Annotated in this window: 12 protein-coding genes, 1 tRNA gene and 1 pseudogene; 11 read left to right on the top strand and 3 right to left on the bottom strand. The window is 67.7% G+C overall.

Annotated elements, in window-relative coordinates; translation table 11 throughout:
- The first annotated feature begins 94 nt into the window (after positions 1–94).
- From G6N51_RS10855 to G6N51_RS10845, 3 genes are all read left to right on the top strand, one after another.
- A complete protein-coding gene (locus tag G6N51_RS10855; RefSeq protein WP_083170468.1) occupies positions 95–787 on the top strand; it encodes a type 1 glutamine amidotransferase domain-containing protein in 693 nt (230 codons plus the stop codon).
- A 102-nt stretch (positions 788–889) separates the two neighbouring features.
- Positions 890–2,359, top strand: a complete 1,470-nt coding sequence (locus G6N51_RS10850) for a biotin carboxylase (RefSeq protein ID WP_083170470.1) — start codon at positions 890–892, stop codon at positions 2,357–2,359.
- Positions 2,356–3,534 (top strand): serine hydrolase domain-containing protein, encoded by a 1,179-nt coding sequence (locus G6N51_RS10845; protein ID WP_232078326.1) that lies wholly within the window; start codon positions 2,356–2,358, stop codon positions 3,532–3,534. Before G6N51_RS10850 ends, G6N51_RS10845 begins: the two co-directional genes overlap by 4 nt.
- 84 nt (positions 3,535–3,618) lie before the next feature.
- Here the strand turns inward: G6N51_RS10845 and G6N51_RS10840 are convergent, their stop codons facing one another.
- Both G6N51_RS10840 and G6N51_RS10835 read right to left on the bottom strand, forming a co-directional pair.
- Entirely contained in the window at positions 3,619–4,308 is a 690-nt protein-coding gene (locus G6N51_RS10840; RefSeq protein WP_269475040.1) for a cutinase family protein, read from the bottom strand.
- A gap of 95 nt (positions 4,309–4,403) precedes the next feature.
- Positions 4,404–4,964, bottom strand: coding sequence for a hypothetical protein (locus G6N51_RS10835; protein WP_083170478.1), 561 nt, complete (start codon positions 4,962–4,964; stop codon positions 4,404–4,406).
- 582 nt (positions 4,965–5,546) lie between these two features.
- On the opposite strand from G6N51_RS10835, the pseudogene G6N51_RS10830 reads away from it, so the two are divergent.
- A pseudogene (locus G6N51_RS10830) lies at positions 5,547–6,616 on the top strand (IS110 family RNA-guided transposase).
- A 572-nt stretch (positions 6,617–7,188) separates the two neighbouring features.
- Here G6N51_RS10830 and G6N51_RS10825 read toward each other — a convergent pair.
- A tRNA-Arg gene (locus G6N51_RS10825) sits at positions 7,189–7,262 on the bottom strand.
- A 187-nt stretch (positions 7,263–7,449) separates the two neighbouring features.
- Between G6N51_RS10825 and lipQ the strand changes: the two genes are divergently transcribed.
- The 7 genes from lipQ (at position 7,450) to ettA (ending at position 19,065) form a co-directional block, all read left to right on the top strand.
- Complete coding sequence (gene lipQ, locus G6N51_RS10820) at positions 7,450–8,697, top strand: esterase LipQ (protein ID WP_083175017.1); 1,248 nt, start codon at positions 7,450–7,452, stop codon at positions 8,695–8,697.
- A gap of 153 nt (positions 8,698–8,850) precedes the next feature.
- The gene (locus tag G6N51_RS10815; protein ID WP_083175014.1) at positions 8,851–10,320 is read left to right on the top strand and encodes a WS/DGAT/MGAT family O-acyltransferase; all 1,470 of its coding nucleotides are present in this window, start codon (positions 8,851–8,853) and stop codon (positions 10,318–10,320) included.
- Positions 10,317–12,080 (top strand): HAD-IB family hydrolase/lysophospholipid acyltransferase family protein, encoded by a 1,764-nt coding sequence (locus G6N51_RS10810; RefSeq protein WP_083175011.1) that lies wholly within the window; start codon positions 10,317–10,319, stop codon positions 12,078–12,080. The genes G6N51_RS10815 and G6N51_RS10810 overlap by 4 nt, the downstream gene beginning before the upstream one ends.
- On the top strand, positions 12,077–14,446 hold the full coding sequence (locus G6N51_RS10805; RefSeq protein ID WP_083175008.1) for a glycerol-3-phosphate 1-O-acyltransferase: 2,370 nt from the start codon (positions 12,077–12,079) through the stop codon (positions 14,444–14,446). The genes G6N51_RS10810 and G6N51_RS10805 overlap by 4 nt, the downstream gene beginning before the upstream one ends.
- Positions 14,447–14,475: 29 nt before the next feature.
- Positions 14,476–16,512, top strand: a complete 2,037-nt coding sequence (locus tag G6N51_RS10800) for a cytochrome c oxidase assembly protein (protein WP_083175005.1) — start codon at positions 14,476–14,478, stop codon at positions 16,510–16,512.
- Between the two features lie 319 nt (positions 16,513–16,831).
- The gene (locus G6N51_RS10795; protein WP_083175003.1) at positions 16,832–17,314 is read left to right on the top strand and encodes a single-stranded DNA-binding protein; all 483 of its coding nucleotides are present in this window, start codon (positions 16,832–16,834) and stop codon (positions 17,312–17,314) included.
- A gap of 74 nt (positions 17,315–17,388) precedes the next feature.
- A complete protein-coding gene (gene ettA / locus G6N51_RS10790) occupies positions 17,389–19,065 on the top strand; it encodes an energy-dependent translational throttle protein EttA (protein WP_083175000.1) in 1,677 nt (558 codons plus the stop codon).
- Positions 19,066–19,079 lie beyond the last annotated feature (14 nt).

Raw genomic sequence — 19,079 nt, 5'->3', positions numbered from 1 at the left:
TTAAGAACCATTCACACCGCGTGTCTACGACGCTCCGGAGCGAAGGCGAAGCCGGGCTATTGCACGCCCAGACACGATGGGTGAAGCTTGGGCGATGGCAAAGGTTCTGTTCGTAGTGACCGGCGCAAGTTATTGGACACTCAAGGACGGCACGAGGCATCCGACTGGCTATTGGGCCGAGGAGTTCGCGGCGCCGTACCGCGAGCTCACCAAGGCCGGTCACCAGGTCGTCGTCGCCACCCCGAAAGGGGTTGTCCCGCATGTCGATGTGATGAGTCTGCGTCCGTCGATGGCCGGCAGCGAAGAGATCGCGCGGGAACTAGAGGACATCCTGCGATCCGCAGAGGAATTGCGCCGCCCGATCGAATTGGCCGACGCCCGCCTCGAGGACTATGACGCCGTCTACTACCCGGGCGGGCACGGCCCGATGGAGGACCTGTGGCAGGACGCCGACTCCGGCCGGCTGCTCACCGCGGCGCTCGCCTCCGGCAAGCCACTGGCCATCGTCTGTCACGCGCCGGTCGCCATGATGGCCACCCGGCGAAACGGGGTTTCGCCGTTCGCCGGCTACAAAGTCACGGCCTACACCAACGACGAAGAGGATGCCGTGGGGCTGCGTGAGAAGGCCCGGTGGACCGCCGAGGACGAACTGGTGAAGATGGGCGTCGACTTCTCCCGCGGCGAAATCTGGAAGCCCTACACGGTGAAAGACCGCAATCTCTTCACGGGTCAGAACCCGGCCTCCGCCGGACCTTTGGCGAAAGAGTTCATGAAGGAACTCGGTTAAGGCAGTGCCGCAGGCCATCCGGGTCCACACTTGTGGGATGAACGTATGTGATTGCATTGCCGACGCGCTGAGTGCAGCGCCCCTGTCCCCGGCGCGGGTTGCATGAACATGGGTGGGCCTGAGCCGGGTCGGGTATTGAACGGCCTCTCGGACGTACGCGCGTTCTTCCACACCAACAAGGTGCCGCTGTACTTCATCTCGCCGACCCCGTTCAACCTGCTAGGTGTTGACCGCTGGATACGAAACTTCTTCTACCTGACCTACTTCGACTCTTTCGAGGGCACACACTCGCGCGTTTTCGTGCCCCGGCGACGCGACCGCCGTGATTTTGACTCCATGGACGAGGTGTGCAGCCACCTGCTGTCCGATCCCGAGACGCTCGAGTTCATCGCGGGTAAAGGTCCCGGTGGCAAGTGCTGCTTTGTGATGATGAACGCCGAAATTCAGGCCCTCGCGCGGTCGGCAGGTCTCGAGGTCATGCACCCGCCGATCGAGCTGCGCGAGCGCCTGGGCTCCAAGATCGTCATGACGCGCCTGGCCGACGAGGCGGGGGTGCCCAGTGTGCCCAACACGATCGGGCGGGCCGGTTCCTACGACGAATTGCTGGCGCTCGCACAAGGCGCCGGATTGGGGGACGATCTCGTCATCTCGATCGCTTATGGCAACGCCGGCAGCGGGACGTTCTTTGTCCACGGTCAGCGCGACTGGGACCAGCACGCCGGTGACCTGGTCGGGCAGGACCTCAAGGTTATGAAGCGGATCCGCAACGTCGAGGTGTGCCTCGAGGGTGCCGTGACCCGCCACGGCACCGTCGTCGGCCCCGCGATGACGAGTCTCGTCGGTTATTCGGAGCTGACGCCGAGCCGGGGCAGCTGGTGTGGCAATGACATCTGGCACGAGGTGCTGCCGCCCGCCCAGACGCGCGCCGCCCGAGAAATGGTGACAAAGCTGGGCGACGTCATGCGCCGCGAGGGTTACCTCGGCTACTTCGAGGTGGACCTTCTGCATGACCTCGACTCCGACGAGCTCTACCTCGGCGAGGTGAACCCGCGGCTGAGCGGCGCCAGCCCGATGACCAACCTGACCACCGAGGCCTACGCCGACATGCCGCTGTTCCTCTTTCACCTGCTCGAGTACATGGACGTGGAGTACGAGCTCGACATCGACGAGATCAACTCGCGCTGGGAACGCGGCTACGGCGAGGACGAGGTCTGGGGCCAGGTGATCCTCACCGAGACGTCGCCGGATATCGAGATCTTCACCGCGACACCACGCACCGGGGTCTGGCGCATCGACGACGACGGCCGGGTCTCCTTTTCGCGGACCGCCAACGACTGGGCCACGCTGCTCGACGGGTCCGAGGCCTTTTACATGCGAGTCGCCGCGCCCGGCGACTTACGGTCCGAGGGCGCCCAACTCGGCGTGCTCGTCACTCGCTCACACCTGCAGACGGACGACTATCAGCTGAGCGAGCGATGCCAGCGCTGGGTCAAGGGTATGAAGGCGAAGTTCACCTCGACGCCCCTGACGCCCGCCGCGCCGATCGTCTCGCGACTCGTCGCCCGCGCGTGAGCGTCCCGGCGGGAATCTCACTGGACAACTGGCTGTCGCCGCCGTATTCGCGGTGGTCGTTCCAGCACGTCGACGACATGGTGCCGACGGCGCTGATCTCGCGGGGGACCGGGCCGGCCGCTGAGCTGCCCGCGGTCCCCGCTCCGGTGGCCGAGATCGCGTTGACCACCACCGACGGAGCGCCCACCACGGTCGGGGCGGTGATGGCTGCCACCGTTACCGACGGCTGGGCCGTCGCCCACCGCGGGTCGCTGGTGGCCGAGGAGTACCTCGACCACCTCAGGGCGGACAGGCGACACCTACTGTTCTCGGTGAGCAAGTCGATGGTGGCGGCCGTCGTCGGCGCGCTGCACGGCTCCGGCGCGATCCAACCCGACGCGCCGGTGACGAAATACGTTCCCGCCCTGTCGAATTGCGGGTACGCCGGCGCGACGGTGCGCCACCTGCTGGACATGAGGTCGGGCATCGCTTTCTCGGAAGACTACGACGATCCGGCCGCCGAGATACACCGCCTCGACCAGGCGATGGGCTGGGCGCCCAGGAGGGATCCGAACGCGCCCGCAACCCTGCGTGACTTCCTGCTGACGCTGCGGCGGAAGGCGGCTCACGGCGGGCCATTCGAATATCGCTCGTGCGAAACCGACGTACTCGGCTGGATCTGCGAGGTCGCCGGCGGCCGGCGGATGCCCGAATTGATGTCCGAATTGCTGTGGAGTCGCATCGGCGCCCAGGGCGACGCCACCATCGGGGTCGATGGCGACGGCACCGGGTTTTTCGACGGCGGCATCAGCGCCTGCCTGACCGACATGATCCGGTTCGGGTCACTGTTCTTGCGCGACGGCGCCTCACTGACCGGCGAGCAGGTGGTGCCCGAGGCGTGGATCGTCGACACGCTCGACGGCGGCCCGGACTCGCGCGAGGCGTTCGCCGCCAGCCCCGACCACGACACCGACCTGCCCGGTGGGATGTACCGCAACCAGATGTGGTTCCCGTATCCGGGCAACGACGTGGTTTTGTGCCTGGGCATGTGCGGTCAGATGATCTACGTCAACCGCGCCGCCGAGCTGGTCGCCGCCAAGCTGTCGGCCCAGCCGCACTCGCACGAGCCGCACATGCTGGACACGCTGCGCGCATTCGACGCGGTGGCACACGAACTGGCGAGAATCGCCGGTTAGCCCGTGGCGGCCCGCTCGTCTTTGCTTGCGCTACAACGGTTGTGGCCAAGACTCGGTACCGGTGAGAACCCCGCCGCGCGTGGGTTAGAGATGGCTCGCCACGAAAGTCGCGGCCTGACTGGGCATCCCGGAGTGCGCATAGGACAGGTGTGCCGCCGAGAACATCTCGTCATGCGTCGGCAACGACAGGCCACCGCCCGGTGAGCAAATCGGGTCGCCGGGTGCACACAAGTCAATGGCCTTGGCCCCATACCAGGGGCTGGCCTCGTTTATCGGGCCCACAATTCGGTCCGTCATATTCCCGAAGACGGCCACGGCGGCAACGTGATCCGCCTCGTCTGCCGATAGCGTCGCGGCGTTAAAGCCCGCAATCGACGCTCGGGCGATGGTGATCAGATCTATGACCATCGCGCCTTGGGAATATCCACCGAGCACCAGCTTGGTGTTGGGGCAGTTCGCGACCATGGATTGAACATGAGCGTTGGCATCGCCGGCGCCGGCGGATGCAGATGGGGGCCAATCTTCGGTCGCCGGGTAGTTGACGGCATACACCCCGAGCGACCGGCCGCCAACCTGCGACCGCAGCGAATCGACGAAGGCCTGTCCGACCCCACCAATGCCGGCTGGCTCGTTGGTGCCCCGGGCGAACGTCACCTCGACATCAGGGCAGGGAGCAGCGGACGCGGGGGCGATGAGGATCGGTGCGCTCAGCAGCGTCGCGCAAGCTATCACCATCGCAGCACCCAACCAGCGATGAAATTGGCGCGCTTCCACGTCCCAATGCTGACACATCGTGACCCGGGCGCACCGCTCAAATTGCGCCGCCCGGCGCAAGAGATGACCGTGCGGGCACCTGTGCGGTGGCGGCGTCAGGTGTGGACGATCCAGCCCGCTTCGGTGTAGGGAGCGGGCTGCGCGGGATCGTTCATCGTGATGTACAGGTCGCCTCCCGTCGGCATAGCGAAGCCGACGAATCCATGCGCGGTCTGCCCGTCCTGAAGGCCGCCCGATTGCAGCGGGGGCATCTTGTCGAGCCTCTGGTAGTCGACCGCCAACGTTGCCGGTCGGGGCGCATCGTCGGGATGGGTCCATGGCTGATTGCCGCCGCCGTACCCGGCGAATATGTAGTTCTCGTCGAACTGGAAGAACCGGTGGGACGTTGCGGTGATAGTCAGTTCCACCACGTTGCATGCGGAGCCATACGTCGGAGCCGCAAAATGAGAAGTGCACCCCGGCGGCAACCACGTTGCACTGTTGACCGTGATGTCGGCGGTGGCGCCGTCGGCCGCCTGTGCATGCACGGGCACGCCCATCTGACCGATCGGGAACGGAGGGTTGTCGGACGTGGGGTCAGCCGAACCGGTGGGACACAAGCATGCGGCAACGGCCACGGCGACCGCGGCTGCGGCAATTACAGATTCCGCGCGCACCCCGGAAGGTTACCGCGGGCGGCCGCGAAAACGCGCGATATCCACGGGCCATCGGCGCAGCGGACCGCCCCGGTTCTCCCCGGCTGCGGCCGGTGCTTAAGACGACAACGGCGGGGTAATCCGATGCAATGAGGCGCGAGGATCTCTCATTGGGCGGACGAAAGGCCGCACCGGCCCGCGTACGCGACCTCGAGACCATCGATGGCGAGCTGCGATTGGTGGCAGCTCTCCGCCGTGCCGCTCGGGAGCGGGGCGCGCCGCTGCCGTCCATCGAGGATGCGGATGCGCTGCTGGATGAACGGCGCGCCCTGACCGGGAGTCGGGCGCGCTAACCCTTTTGCCCTCCTGCTGACGTAGTTCGACGCTAGGCTCTGCTCAGTGTCAGGGTGAGGTTGCCGCTTGGTGCGGTGGTTGGATCCTGATCACCTGGTGTTTGGCTCGTAGGCTCGTTGCCGCTTTCGGGTTGGCGTTCATGCGTTTTGTCGGCATCAGGTGTGAAGGACCGGCCGGCGTGACTTGATAGGAGCGTGGCATCGCCCCCACTGAGATGTGTCCGCCGACCGGCCCAACCGTCACCTCACAGTGAAGGAGGCAACCACCATGGTTGTTGTTGGAGCCGATGTCCACAAGCGCACGCATACGTTTGTCGCCGTGGATCAGGTGGGCCGCAGAATCGGCGAGAAGGTCGTCGAGGCCACTACGGTAGGTCATCGCCAGGCGATCCGATGGGCTCGCACCCAGTTTGGTGTCGAGCTGGTGTGGGCGATTGAGGATTGCCGACATTTGTCGGCGCGATTAGAGCGCGATTTGTTGTCCGCCGATCAGAAGGTGGTACGAGTCCCGTCGAAGTTGATGGCCCAGACCCGGGCCTCGGCTCGTACGCGGGGCAAGTCTGATCCGATTGACGCGTTGGCTGTCGCGCGGGCGTACCTGCGTGAGCCCGATCTTCCGGTGGCTTCCCACGATGAAGTGTCGCGGGAGTTGAAGCTGCTGGTGGATCGGCGTGAAGACCTTGTGGGGCAACGCACTTCGACGATCAACCGGTTGTTGTGGAGAGTGCACGAATTAGATCCTGGCCAGGCGCCGAAACCGGCGTCGCTGGATCTGGCCAAGCACCGCAGGACGCTCGGTGATTGGTTGGCCGCCCAGCCCGGTCTGGTGGCCGAGTTGGCCCCGAGGAGTTGGCCGACATTACCCGACTCACCGAGGCCATCAATGTTTTGGCGAAACGGATCGGCGAGCGTGTCCGCGCGATCGCTCCGGCGTTGCTTGCCATGCCCGGCTGCGGCGAGCTCACCGCCGCCAAGATCATCGGCGAAACCGCCGGGGTCGCCCGCTTCAAAAGCGAGGCGGCGTTCGCCCGGCACACAGGCGTGGCGCCTATCCCGGTGTGGTCAGGCAACACCGTCGGCCGCGTCCGGATGACCCGCACCGGCAACCGCCAACTCAACGCCGCTCTGCACCGCATCGCGGTCACCCAGATCCGTCTCGACGGCCTCGGACAGGCCTACTACCGCAGCCGTCTGGCCGCCGGCGACTCCAGCACCGAGGCCCTGCGCTGCCTCAAACGCCGCCTCGCCAGAGTGGTCTTCCATCACCTCCACACCGACCACAACATCCGAACAAAGCCTTGCCAACCGGCAGCGGCTTGACATAGGAGAAACGGATGCGTATCAGGCACCTGTTGGCAGGATCCGCCCTCGCTGGTGCGCTGTGCACGGCCGCGCTCGGTGGTGGCGGCGGCGTGGCACAGGCGGACCCGCCAGCTCCGCCGCCACTACCGGGGGAACCCGGGCTGGCGGCACCGCCCTGGGAGGCTGGGTCGTTATTGCCTGCGCTGCTGGGGCCCGGGTCGCCACTGCCTGAGATGTTCGCGCCCGGATCGCCAGCGCATGAGATGTTGGGGCCGGGCTCGCCATTGCCTGAGATGTTGGGGCCAGGGTCGCCCCTGCCTCAGATGTTGGCACCTTCACCACAGCCCCAGCCGTGGGGACCGCCCCTAGAGTCCCCTCTGCCCTCGTCACTAGCGGGCTAGCACCCGAGTCTTGCCGAGCGAGGTGCGACCCACCCGAAGTAATTCTCACAAATCGTTGTGTGAGTAAGCCGTGTGGGCGCATATGCAACGGATCAACCGAAACCGCTGTAAAGGATCAGCCGAAACACTGTCAAGCCTCACCCGGAACCGAAATGTCAAGCATCAGCCGAGGTCATACAACCTCAGACGTGCCCCCGGCACGACTCGAACGTGCGACCTAGGGATTAGAAGGCCCTTGCTCTATCCACCTGAGCTACGGAGGCAATGTGCAGGTCAGTCTATTCCAACGGCGTGTCGTAACCCGACTCGCCGCCGCGCCGTGCGCGAAAAGCGTTCCGGCTCCGAAAGTATCGGCTATGGTTGGCACCCTCGACACACGTACAACATCGGCCGGTAATCGGCCGTTTACCGCAACGAGGCGTGTGCAAACCGTCGAGGGGTGGCGTTGCTATGAGCGTGACCACGCACGTGACTTCCCGGTGCTCGTGGGCCGGTAGCCAGGCATTGCGCCTGGCGGGCGACGCGAAGGACGCCTATCGATTCGGCACGCTGTTGCTGCGGGGCTCGCCGTTCGCCCTGGGCTGCCTCGCCGGCTGGCTGTCGACGGAGTTTCCCCCGCACGTCGTGACCGGACACGCGTTGTCGCGCGTCGCGCACCCGTCCATCGGCCGCGTCGGCACCACCTGGGCGGCGCAGCGGGCGGATCGGGCCCTCAGCGCCGCGCTCGAGGAATCGCTCGGCCCGGACTTCCGCGAGCAGGTGTGTCACCCGGCCGGCATCGAGCCCGTCTGCGCCCCGCGCGGCGGCGTGTTGAACCGGCCCGGCCCGCACCGCCGGTACGCGGCGCAGACGTCCGACATCCCCTACGGCCCGGGTGGACGCGACAACTTGCTCGACATCTGGCGGCGGCACGATCTCGCGCCCGGGCGGCGGGCCCCGGTGCTGATCCAGGTCCCCGGCGGGGCGTGGACCGTCGGGGACAAACGAGTGCAGGCCTACACGCTGATGAGCCGCATGGCCGACCTCGGCTGGATCTGCGTCGCGATCAACTACTCCAAGAGCCCGCGTTCCGCATTTCCCGCGCACCTCATCGACGTGAAGAGGGCGATCGCCTGGGTCCGCCAGAACATCGCCGACTACGGCGGCGATCCCGACTTCATCGCGATCACCGGCGGGTCGGCGGGTGGGCACCTGGCCTCCCTGGCCGCGCTCACCCCGAACGATCCGGCGTTCCAGCCCGGCTTCGAAAGTTCCGACACCACCGTCCAGGCCGTCGCGCCCTACTACGGGGTGTACGACTTCACCGACTTCGACAACATGCACGAGCTGATGCTGCCGTTCCTGGAGCATTTCGTCATGAAGGCCCGCTACGCCGACGAGCCCGAGCGGTTCAGCGCGGCGTCACCGGCCTCCTACGTGCACAGCGACGCGCCGCCCTTCTTCGTGCTGCACGGCGAGAAGGACGAATTGGTTCCCAGCGGCCAGGCCCGGGCCTTCTGCGCCGCCCTGCGCGCGGCCGGCGCCCCCACGGTGGTCCACGCCGAACTCGCCAACGCCCACCACGCGTTCGACATCCTCTCGACGGTCCGCTCGCGGCTGGCCGCCGATGCCGTCGCGGATTTCCTGGGTGTCGTCTACGGCCGGCGGGTCAGCCCGCTGCTGGACTTCGTCCCGCTGGCGGCCACGTCGGCCAGCTGAGCCGGGCCACCGGTAACCTGCGCCCGGGCCCCGACCGCTCCTTTCACCAGCGCGGCAACCCGACTAGCGTTGTGTTGGCGATGGGGTTGGTGGTGGGTCCGAGGCAGGAGGCTTGATCTTCGGTGACAGGGTTGGCGCGTCGGTCGGAGAGCCATGACTGAGTCCGATGGGGTCGTGAAATTGTCCGACCAGCTGGGACCGGTCGACTATCTGATGCATCGGGGCGAAGCCAATCCCCGGACCCGGTCGGGGATCATGGCGCTCGAGCTCCTGGACACCACGCCGGACTGGAACAAGTTTCTGGGCCGGTTCGAAAACGCCTCCCGACGGGTGTTGCGGCTGCGGCAGAAGGTGGTCGTGCCGACGCTGCCGACGGCGTCGCCGCGCTGGGTGGTGGACCCCGACTTCAACCTCGAGTTCCACGTCCGGCGGGTGCGGGTGGCCGAACCCGGCACGCTGCGCGACGTCTTCAACCTCGCCGAGGTGATGCTGCAGTCGCCGATGGACATCTCCCGGCCGCTGTGGACGGCCACCCTGGTCGAGGGTCTGGCCGGCGGAAAAGCCGCGACGCTGCTGCACGTCAGCCACGCGGTCACCGACGGCGTCGGCGGGGTGCAGATGTTCGCCGAAATCTATGACCTCGAGCGCAACCCTCCCGCCAAGCCGACGCCCCCGCTGCCCATCCCGCAGGACCTCACGCCCAACGACCTGATGCGGCAAGGCATTAACCACCTGCCCACCGCCGTGGTCGGCGGCGTCCTGAGTGCGGTTGCGGGGGCGGTATCGGCGGCCGGACGGGTGGTCCTCGAGCCGACGTCCACGGTGTCCGGTATCGTCGGCTACGCGCTCTCGGGCATGCGGGTGCTCAACCGGGCCGCCGAGCCGTCGCCGCTGCTGCGGCGGCGCAGCCTGGCCACCCGCACCGAGGCGATCGACATCCCGCTCGCCGATCTGCACCGGGCCGCCAAGGCCGGTGGGGGATCGATCAATGACGCCTACCTCGCCGGCCTGTGCGGCGCCTTGCGGCGCTACCACGAGGCGCTCGGCGTGCCGATCAGCACGCTGCCGATGGCGGTGCCGGTGAACCTGCGCGCCGAAGCCGACACCGCCGGCGGCAACCGCTTCACGGGCGTCAACCTGGCCGCGCCCGTCGGCACCGTCGACCCGGTTTCGCGGATGAAGAAGATTCGCGCGCAGATGACGCAGCGCCGCGACGAGCCCGCGATGAACATCATCGGTTCGGTCGCCCCACTGCTCAGCGTCCTGCCGACCGCCGTTCTCGAGGGGATCACCGGTTCGGTGATCGGGTCCGACGTGCAGGCCAGCAATGTCCCGGTCTACCCCGGGGACACCTACATCGCCGGTGCAAAAGTGTTGCGGCAGTATGGCATCGGCCCATTGCCGGGAGTCGCGATGATGGTCGTCCTGATCTCGCGCGGCGGGTGGTGCACCATCACCGTGCGCTACGACAGGGCGGCGGTGCGCAACGAGCCACTGTTCGCCCAATGCCTGCTGGAGGGCTTCGACGAAATCCTGGCGCTGGCCGGTGATGGCGCGCCGCGCGCTGTGCCCGCCTCGTTCACCGAACCGGCGACCTCGGCGCGGACGGTGTCGGGCTCATGAGCACCGAGAAGGACCAGGGAGGCGAGCGCGGAACGACCGGGGCGGACATGCGGCTGCCCGGTTCGGTCGCCGAGATCATGGCCAGCCCACCGGGTCCGAAGATCGGGGCGTTCTTCGACCTCGACGGGACGCTGGTGGCAGGCTTCACGGCGGTGATCCTCACCCAGGAGCGGCTGCTGCGCCGCGACATGGGCGTGGGCGAGCTGCTCGGCATGGTTCAGGCCGGCCTGAGCCACACGCTGGGGCGCATCGAGTTCGAGGACCTCATCGGCAAGGCCGCCGCCGCGCTGGCCGGCCGACTGCTGGACGACCTCGAGGAGATCGGCGAGCGGCTGTTCGTGCAGCGGATCGAGTCGCGGATCTACCCGGAGATGCGCGAGCTGGTGCGGGCGCACGTCGCGCGCGGGCACACCGTGGTGCTCAGCTCGTCCGCGCTGACCATCCAGGTCAACCCGGTGGCGCGGTTCCTGGGCATCTCGAACATGCTCACCAACAAGTTCGAGACCACCGAAGACGGGATACTCACCGGCGGGGTGCAGAAGCCGATCCTGTGGGGGCCGGGCAAAGCCGCTGCGGTGCAACGGTTTGCGGCCGAGAACGGCATCGACCTGAAGGACAGCTACTTCTACGCCGACGGCGACGAGGACGTCGCCCTGATGTACCTGGTCGGCAACCCGCGCCCCACCAATCCCGAGGGCAAGATGGCCGCCGTGGCCAAGCGCCGCGGCTGGCCGATCCTGCGATTCAGCAGCCGCGGCCCGGTGGGTCTGCGGCGCCAGCTGCGCACCCTCGCCGGCTTCGGCTCGATGTTCCCGGTCGCCGCCGGCGCGGTGGGCATCGGCGTGCTGACCCGCAACCGCCGGCGCGGCGTCAACTTCTTCACCTCGACCTTCTCCCAGCTGTCGCTGGCAATCACGGGTGTGCACCTCAACGTCATCGGCCAGGAAAACCTGACCGCGCAGCGGCCGGCGGTGTTCATCTTCAACCACCGCAACCAGGTTGACCCCGTCATCGCCGGCGCGCTGGTGCGCGACAACTGGATCGGCGTAGGCAAGAAGGAGCTGCAGAAAGACCCTGTCATGGGCACCCTCGGCAAGCTGCTCGACGGCGTGTTCATCGACCGGGACGATCCCGTCGCCGCGGTCGAGACGATGCGCGAGGTCGAAGACCGGGCCAGGAAGGGGCTGTCGATCGTGATCGCCCCCGAAGGCACCCGGGTCGACACCACCGAGGTCGGGCCGTTCAAGAAGGGGCCGTTCCGGTTGGCCATGGCGGCCGGAATCCCGATCGTCCCGATCGTGATCCGCAACGCCGAACTCGTCGCCGCCCGAAACTCCACCGTCATCAACCCCGGGACGGTCGATGTCGCGGTGTTTCCGCCGATTTCGGTGCAGGACTGGACCGTCGAGAACCTGCCGGAGCGGATCGCCGCGGTCCGGCAGCTGTACCTGGACACGCTGGCCAACTGGCCTGTGGACGGCGAGCTGCCCCAGCCCGACCTGTACGCGGAGCAGCAGGCGGCGTCAAAGGCCAGGCCGCCAGCGAAAAAAGCTGCAGCCAAAGGTATTTCGAAGGCGCCGGTAAAGAAGACGGCGGCAAAGAAGGCCCCGGTGAAGAAGTCGCCGGTGAAGAAGGCGGCGCCGAAAGCCGCGCCGGCCAAGGCTAATCCGCACGAGTCGCAGGCCGTCCTCAACGACGGCGAGTCGCACCGGCCGGCCGGGGCGGCCGTCAACCCCGAACCGCCCGAAGGGCAGCCGTGACCGAACCGGCCGCGGATACCACCGCGGTCCTCACCGGCGAAGACGCGCTGGTGTTGGCGTCCATGGCCTCGCCGGTCGAGCGGGAACTGGTGACGGCCTGGATGGCTCAACAGCGCGGCGACAAGCCGGAGGCGAGGTTCGACGTCCTCGAACTGCCGCCGCCGAACGCGGCGCCGGCTGCGCTGAGCGCGCTGATCGAGCAGCTCGGGGCCGGCGACGCCGCTACCAACGACGCTGCCGACGACCGCTCCATCGTGCCGGTGCGGGTGTTCTGGCTGCCGCCGCCGGATCGCGGCAGGATCGCCAAGCTGGCCGGCCTGCTCCCAGGGCGGGATCCGTATCAGCCCAACGAACGTCAGCAACTGCACATCGTGCGGACCGCCCCACGGCGGGCGCGCGTGGTGGCCGGCGAGCCGGCGAAGGTTTCCGAACTGCGCCAGCAGTGGCGTGACATCACCGTCGGCGAGAACGAGAGCGACTTCGCCCGGTTCGTCATCCGCCGCGCCCTGCTGGCGCTCGAACGCGTCGAATATCGAATCCTGGGCCCGCAGTACAAGTCCCCGCGACTGGTGAAGCCGGAGATCTTGGAGTCCACCCGGTTTCGCGCCGGACTGCAGAAGATCCCCGGCGCAACCGTCGAGGAAGCGGGCCAGATGCTCGACGAGCTCTCCACCGGCTGGAGCCGGGTGTCCGTCGACCTGGTCTCCGTTCTCAGCAGGATGATCAGCCGCGGATTCGACCCGGAGATCGACTACGACGGGTATCAGGTGGCGGCCATGCGCACTGCCCTGGAAACCCACCCGGCGGTGCTGTTGTTCTCGCACCGGTCCTACATCGACGGGGCGGTGGTCCCGGTGGCGATGCAGGAAAACCGGCTGCCGCCCGTGCACGTGTTCGCCGGGATCAACCTGTCGTTCGGCGCGATGGGTCCGTTGTTGCGCCGGTCCGGCGTCATCTTCATCCGCCGCAACATCGGCGAAAACCCGCTCTACAAATACGTCCTCCGCGAATACGTCGGCTACATCGTCGAGAAGCGGTTCAACCTGAGTTGGTCCATCGAGGGCACCCGGTCGCGCACCGGCAAGATGCTGCCCCCCAAACTCGGCCTGCTCGCCTACGTCGCCGACGCCTACCTGGACGGCCGCAGCGAGGACATCCTGCTGCAGCCGGTGTCGATCAGCTTCGACCAGCTGCACGAGACCGACGAGTACGCGGCCTACGCCCGGGGCGGAGAGAAGACGCCCGAAGGCGTTGGCTGGCTGTACAACTTCATCAGGGCGCAGGGCGAACGCAACTACGGCAAGATCTACGTCCGCTTCCCCGAGGCCGTTTCGATGCGCCAGTACCTGGGTCCGGCGCACGGTCCGCTGGCCCACGACCAGGACGCCAAACGCCTTGCGCTGCAAAAGATGTCGTTCCAGGTCGCGTGGCGGATCTTGCAGTCGACGCCGGTGACGGCTACGGGTCTGGTCTGCGCGTTGCTGCTGACCACTCGCGGCGCGGCGTTGACCCTCGATCAGCTGCACCACACCCTGCAGGACTCGCTCGACTATCTGGAACGCAAACACACCCCGATGTCCACCAGCGCGCTGCGGCTGCGCTCGCGCGACGGGGTGCGCGCGGCGGTCGACGCGCTGTCCAACGGGCATCCGATCACCCGTGTCGACGGCGGCCGGGAGCCGGTGTGGCACATCGCCCCGGCCAAACAGCACGAGGCGGCGTTCTACCGCAACTCGCTCATCCACGCCTTCCTGGAGACCTCGATCGTCGAGCTCGCGCTGGCACACGCCCGCCACGTCGAGGGCGACCGCATGCAGGCCTTCTGGGATCAGGCGATGCGGCTGCGCGACCTGTTGAAGTTCGACTTCTACTTCGCGGACTCGGCGGCGTTTCGGGACAACATCGCCGCAGAGATGGCCTGGCACGACGACTGGGAAGCCCACGTCGCCGCCGGCGGCGACGAGATCGACGCGCTGCTGTTCGCCAAGCGTCCGCTGATGGCGGACGCGATGCTGCGGGTGTTCTTCGAGGCCTACGAGATCGTCGCCGACGTGCTGCGAGATGCGCCGCCCGACGTCGGTCAGAAGGAGTTGTCGGAGTCGGCGCTCGGCGTTGGCCGTCAATACGTGGCGCAGACCCGCGTCCGTAGCAGCGAATCGGTGTCGACCCTGCTGTTCGCCACCGCGTACCAGGTCGCTGGCGATCAGGACCTGATCGCACCGGCGGCCGATCTCGCCGAACGGCGGAGCGCGTTCCGGCATGAGCTGCGCGACATCCTGCGGGATTCCGATCACGTCGGGCGGATCGCCCGCGACCAGTTCGTCGCCCGCGAGGTCAAGGCGCGTCAGGAACGCCTGCCTCGGTAGTCGCCGGGTCGCGCCCATACCCTGGCTGTATGACGGTCGACCGGTCCGAGACCAGACCCCGCGCGGCGGTGGGGCCCATGCTGGTCGGCGTCGCGGTGCTGGCGGGCTGCACGGCGGCGGGCATCGGGGCGCTGTCGCTGGCCGACGCGCTGACCGCCACCGGCCTGCCGAACCCGGGCCCCGCCACCACGCTGGGCTTGCCGTTCGTCCGGGCGGCGGGGGAGATCGCCGCGGTGCTGGCGGCCGGGTCGTTCCTGTTCGCGGCGTTCTTCGTGCCGCCGCAACGCAGCGGTGTCCTGGACGCCGACGGCTACCGGGCGCTTCGGCTGGGGACGGTGGCGTCGGGCGTGTGGGCCGTGTGCGCCGCCCTGCTGGTCCCGCTGACGATTTCCGACGTGTCGGGCCGACCGGTGGCCGCGCTGCTCAACCCGGCGCGGATCTGGTCGGTGGCGGGCTTGGTCACCACCGCCTCCGCGTGGCGCTGGACCGCCGCGCTGGCCGCGCTGGTGATGCTGGCCAGCCTGTCGGTGCTGCGCTGGTCGTGGACACCGCTGCTGTTCGCGGGCTCGTTGCTGACGCTCATCCCGCTGGCGCTGACCGGCCACTCGTCCGCGGGTGGTTCGCACGACCTGGCGACCAACAGCCTGCTGATCCACCTGATGGCCGCCGCCCTGTGGGCCGGCGGCCTGCTGGCGTTGGCCGCCCACGGGTTGCGCGGCGGTGGGCACCTGGCCCTGGCGGTGCGGCGGTTCTCCGCGGTCGCGTTGTGGTGCTGGGTCGCGATGGCGCTCAGCGGGGTGATGAACGCCGTGGTGCGGGTGCTGCCCGGCGACCTGATGACCACCGATTACGGCCGCTTGGTGCTCGCCAAGTTCGTCGCGCTGTGCGTGCTGGGAGTGATCGGGTGGCGTCAGCGGCGCTCCACGGTCGCCTGGTTGGTAGCGGAGCCGACGCAATCCGCGGCGCGCCGCTCCCTGCTCCGGCTGGGCCTCGCCGAGGCGGCCGTCTTCGGCCTGACCTTCGGTGTCGCCGTCGGGCTGGGCCGCACCCCGCCGCCGCCACCGCCGGGCCGGCTGCCCTCGATTCCCGAAGCCGAGATCGGCTACGACTTCAACGGGCCGCCCACCCCGGCGCGCATCCTCTTCGACTGGCGCTTCGACCTGATCTTCGGCAGCGCCGCGATTGTCTTCGCCGCCCTCTATGTGGCCGCCGTCAGGCGGCTGCGCCGCCGCGGGGATGCGTGGCCGCGGGGCCGCACCGCGGCGTGGCTGCTCGGCTGCTTCACGTTGCTGTTCGTCACCTCGTCGGGCATCGGTCGCTACATGCCGGCCATGTTCAGCGTGCACATGGTCGCCCACATGGGGCTGTCGATGCTGGTGCCGATCCTGCTGGTGCTGGGCGCGCCGGTGAGCCTGGCCCTGCGGGCGTTACCCGCCGCCGGTCGGGACGACCCGCCCGGAATGCGGGAATGGATCTTGGCGGCGCTGCACAGCCGCTTTTCCCGATTCGTCACCAACCCGGTGGTGGCCACCGTGTTGTTCGTCGCGGGCTTCTACGGGCTGTACCTCTCGAACCTGTTCGACACCGCCGTCAGCAGTCACGCGGGCCACCTGGCGATGAACGTGCACTTCCTGGTCAGCGGCTACCTGTTCTATTGGATCGTCATCGGAGTCGACCCCACCCCGCGCCCGCTCCCCCCGCTGGCCAAGGTGGGCGTGGTGTTCGCGTCCCTGCCTCTGCACGCCTTCTTCGGGGTGGTGCTGATGGGCACCCGCAGGGTGCTCGGCGCCGACTACTACCGATCGCTCGGATTGAGCTGGCACACCGACCTGCTGGGGGACCAGCGACTCGGTGGTGGCATCGCCTGGGCGGCGGGGGAGGTGCCCCTGGTGATCGTGATGCTCGCGCTGTTGGTGCAGTGGGCGCGCAGCGACGAACGCACGGCCCGCCGGCTGGACCGCGCCGCCGACCGCGACGACGACGCCGAGCTGGTCGCCTACAACGCGATGCTGGCCGAGCTGGCGCGACGGGAAACGCCGGGCCGAAGCGGTAGCCCGCGAGCGTAACGCCACTGCGAAATCCCCAAGAAATTTTCGCATTGAGGTTACGCTCGCGCGCCGTGACGGGACCTAGTCGAGACGGTTGTGGAGACACGCGGCGGCCTGCACGACCGCACCGTCGCGCGTCGTGGCGCACCCCGGGCTGGGGCGCGGGATCCCACCAGCCGGCGGACCGATCCACAGTCACGGTTCCCTGCACATGGGCAGCAGGTTGGACGTCGTTTCAACGCGGAGTCCGTCGGTGGCGCCGAGCTGAATGGCGATCGGATCAGGCGGTGACGTGTTCACCAAGCCATGACATACAAACCGAGAAGGGATCATTCCAATGTTCGAGACACCGCTAACGGTCGTCGGCCACATCGTCAACAACCCCGAGCGCCGACAGGTCGGCACACAAGAGGTCATCAAGTTCCGCGTCGCCAGCAATTCCCGACGGCGCGCCGCCGACGGCGGCTGGGAGCCGGGTTACTCGCTGTTCATCAACGTCAATTGCTGGGGCAAGCTGGTCACCGGCGTGGGCGCGGCGTTGGGCAAGGGTGCACCGGTGATCGTGGTGGGTCACGTCTACACCAGCGAGTACGAAGACCGTGACGGCAACCGCCGCTCGTCGCTGGAGATGCGTGCGACCTCCGTCGGGCCCGATGTGTCCCGCGCGATCGTGCGCATCGAACGGCCGGGCTATACCGGACCGACCGCCGGCGACCCCACCACGCCCGCGACGGATGCGACCGACACCCCTGGTGAGGACGCCGATGCCGGCGACAGCGGCGGGGCCGCCGAAACGGGTCCGCTGCCGCTGTCGGCTTAGCTGCGGGACCCGGCCAGTCGGGCGGTGCCTAGGATGGTCCGCGAGATCACTCTGCAGAAAGGCATAACCGCGGCATGGCTGAGTTCATCTACACGATGAAAAAGGTCCGCAAGGCGCACGGCGACAAGGTGATCCTGGACGACGTCACGTTGAGCTTTTACCCGGGCGCCAAGATCGGTGTCGTCGGCCCCAACGGTGCCGGCAAGTCGAGCGTCTTGCGGATCATGGCCGGGCTGGACAAGCCGAACAACGGCGAGGCCTTTCTGGCCACCGGCGCCACCGTCGGCATCCTGCAGCAGGAGCCGCCGCTCAACGAAGAGAAGACGGTGCGCGGCAACGTCGAGGAGGGGCTCGGCGACATCAAGGTCAAGCTGGACCGCTTCAACGAGGTCGCCGAATTGATGGCCACCGACTACTCCGACGAGTTGATGGAGGAAATGGGCCGGCTGCAGGAGGACCTCGACCACGCCGACGCCTGGGACCTCGACTCGCAGATCGAGCAGGCCATGGACGCCCTGCGCTGCCCGCCGCCGGACGAGCCGGTGACGACTCTGTCCGGCGGTGAACGGCGCCGCGTGGCGCTGTGCAAGCTGCTGTTGTCCAAGCCCGACCTGTTGCTGCTCGACGAGCCGACCAACCACCTGGACGCCGAAAGCGTGCAGTGGCTGGAACAGCACCTGGCCGCCTACCCGGGTGCCGTGCTGGCGGTGACCCACGACCGGTACTTCCTGGACAACGTCGCCCAGTGGATCCTCGAGCTCGACCGCGGTCGCGCGTATCCCTACGAGGGCAACTACTCGACATACCTGGAGAAGAAGGCCGAGCGGCTCTCGGTGCAGGGCCGCAAGGACGCGAAGCTGCATAAGCGGCTCACCGAAGAGCTGGCCTGGGTGCGGCAGGGGGCCAAAGCGCGGCAAGCGAAGAACAAGGCGCGCCTGCAGCGCTACGAGGAGATGGCCGCCGAGGCGGAGAAGACGCGCAAGCTCGACTTCGAAGAGATCCAGATCCCGGTCGGGCCGCGACTGGGCAACGTCGTCGTCGAGGTCGACCACCTCGACAAGGGCTACGACGGGCGCACCCTGATCAAGGACCTGTCCTTCACCCTGCCCCGCAACGGCATCGTGGGCGTCATCGGCCCCAACGGTGTCGGCAAGACGACGCTGTTCAAGACGATCGTCGGGCTCGAACAGCCGGACAGCGGGACGGTCAAGGTTGGAGAGACCGTAAAGCTCAGCTACGTGGACCAGTCCCGCGCCGGCATCGATCCCAAAAAGACCGTGTGGGAAGTCGTGTCGGACGGCCTCGATTACATCGAGGTCGGCCAGAACGAGATTCCGTCACGCGCCTACGTCTCGGCGTTCGGGTTCAAGGGGCCAGATCAGCAGAAGCCGGCCGGCGTGCTGTCCGGCGGCGAGCGCAACCGGCTGAACCTGGCGCTCACGCTCAAGGAAGGCGGCAACCTGATCCTGCTCGACGAGCCGACCAACGACCTCGACGTCGAGACCCTGGGTTCGCTGGAGAACGCCCTGGAGAAATTCCCCGGCTGTGCGGTGGTGATCTCTCACGACCGCTGGTTCCTGGACCGCACCTGCACGCACATCCTGGCGTGGGAGGGCGACGAGGACAACGAGGCCAAGTGGTTCTGGTTCGAGGGCAACTTCGGCGCCTACGAGGAGAACAAGGTCGAACGACTCGGCGTCGATGCGGCGCGGCCGCACAGAGTGACCCACCGGAAGCTCACGCGCGACTAGTGTCAGCTGCGCAG

Origin of the sequence: Mycobacterium paraseoulense, assembly GCF_010731655.1 — a bacterium.
In the GTDB taxonomy this organism is placed as follows: domain Bacteria; phylum Actinomycetota; class Actinomycetes; order Mycobacteriales; family Mycobacteriaceae; genus Mycobacterium; species Mycobacterium paraseoulense.
The sequence above is the reverse complement of the archived record's forward strand: the minus strand, read 5'-3'. Positions and strand labels throughout refer to the sequence as shown.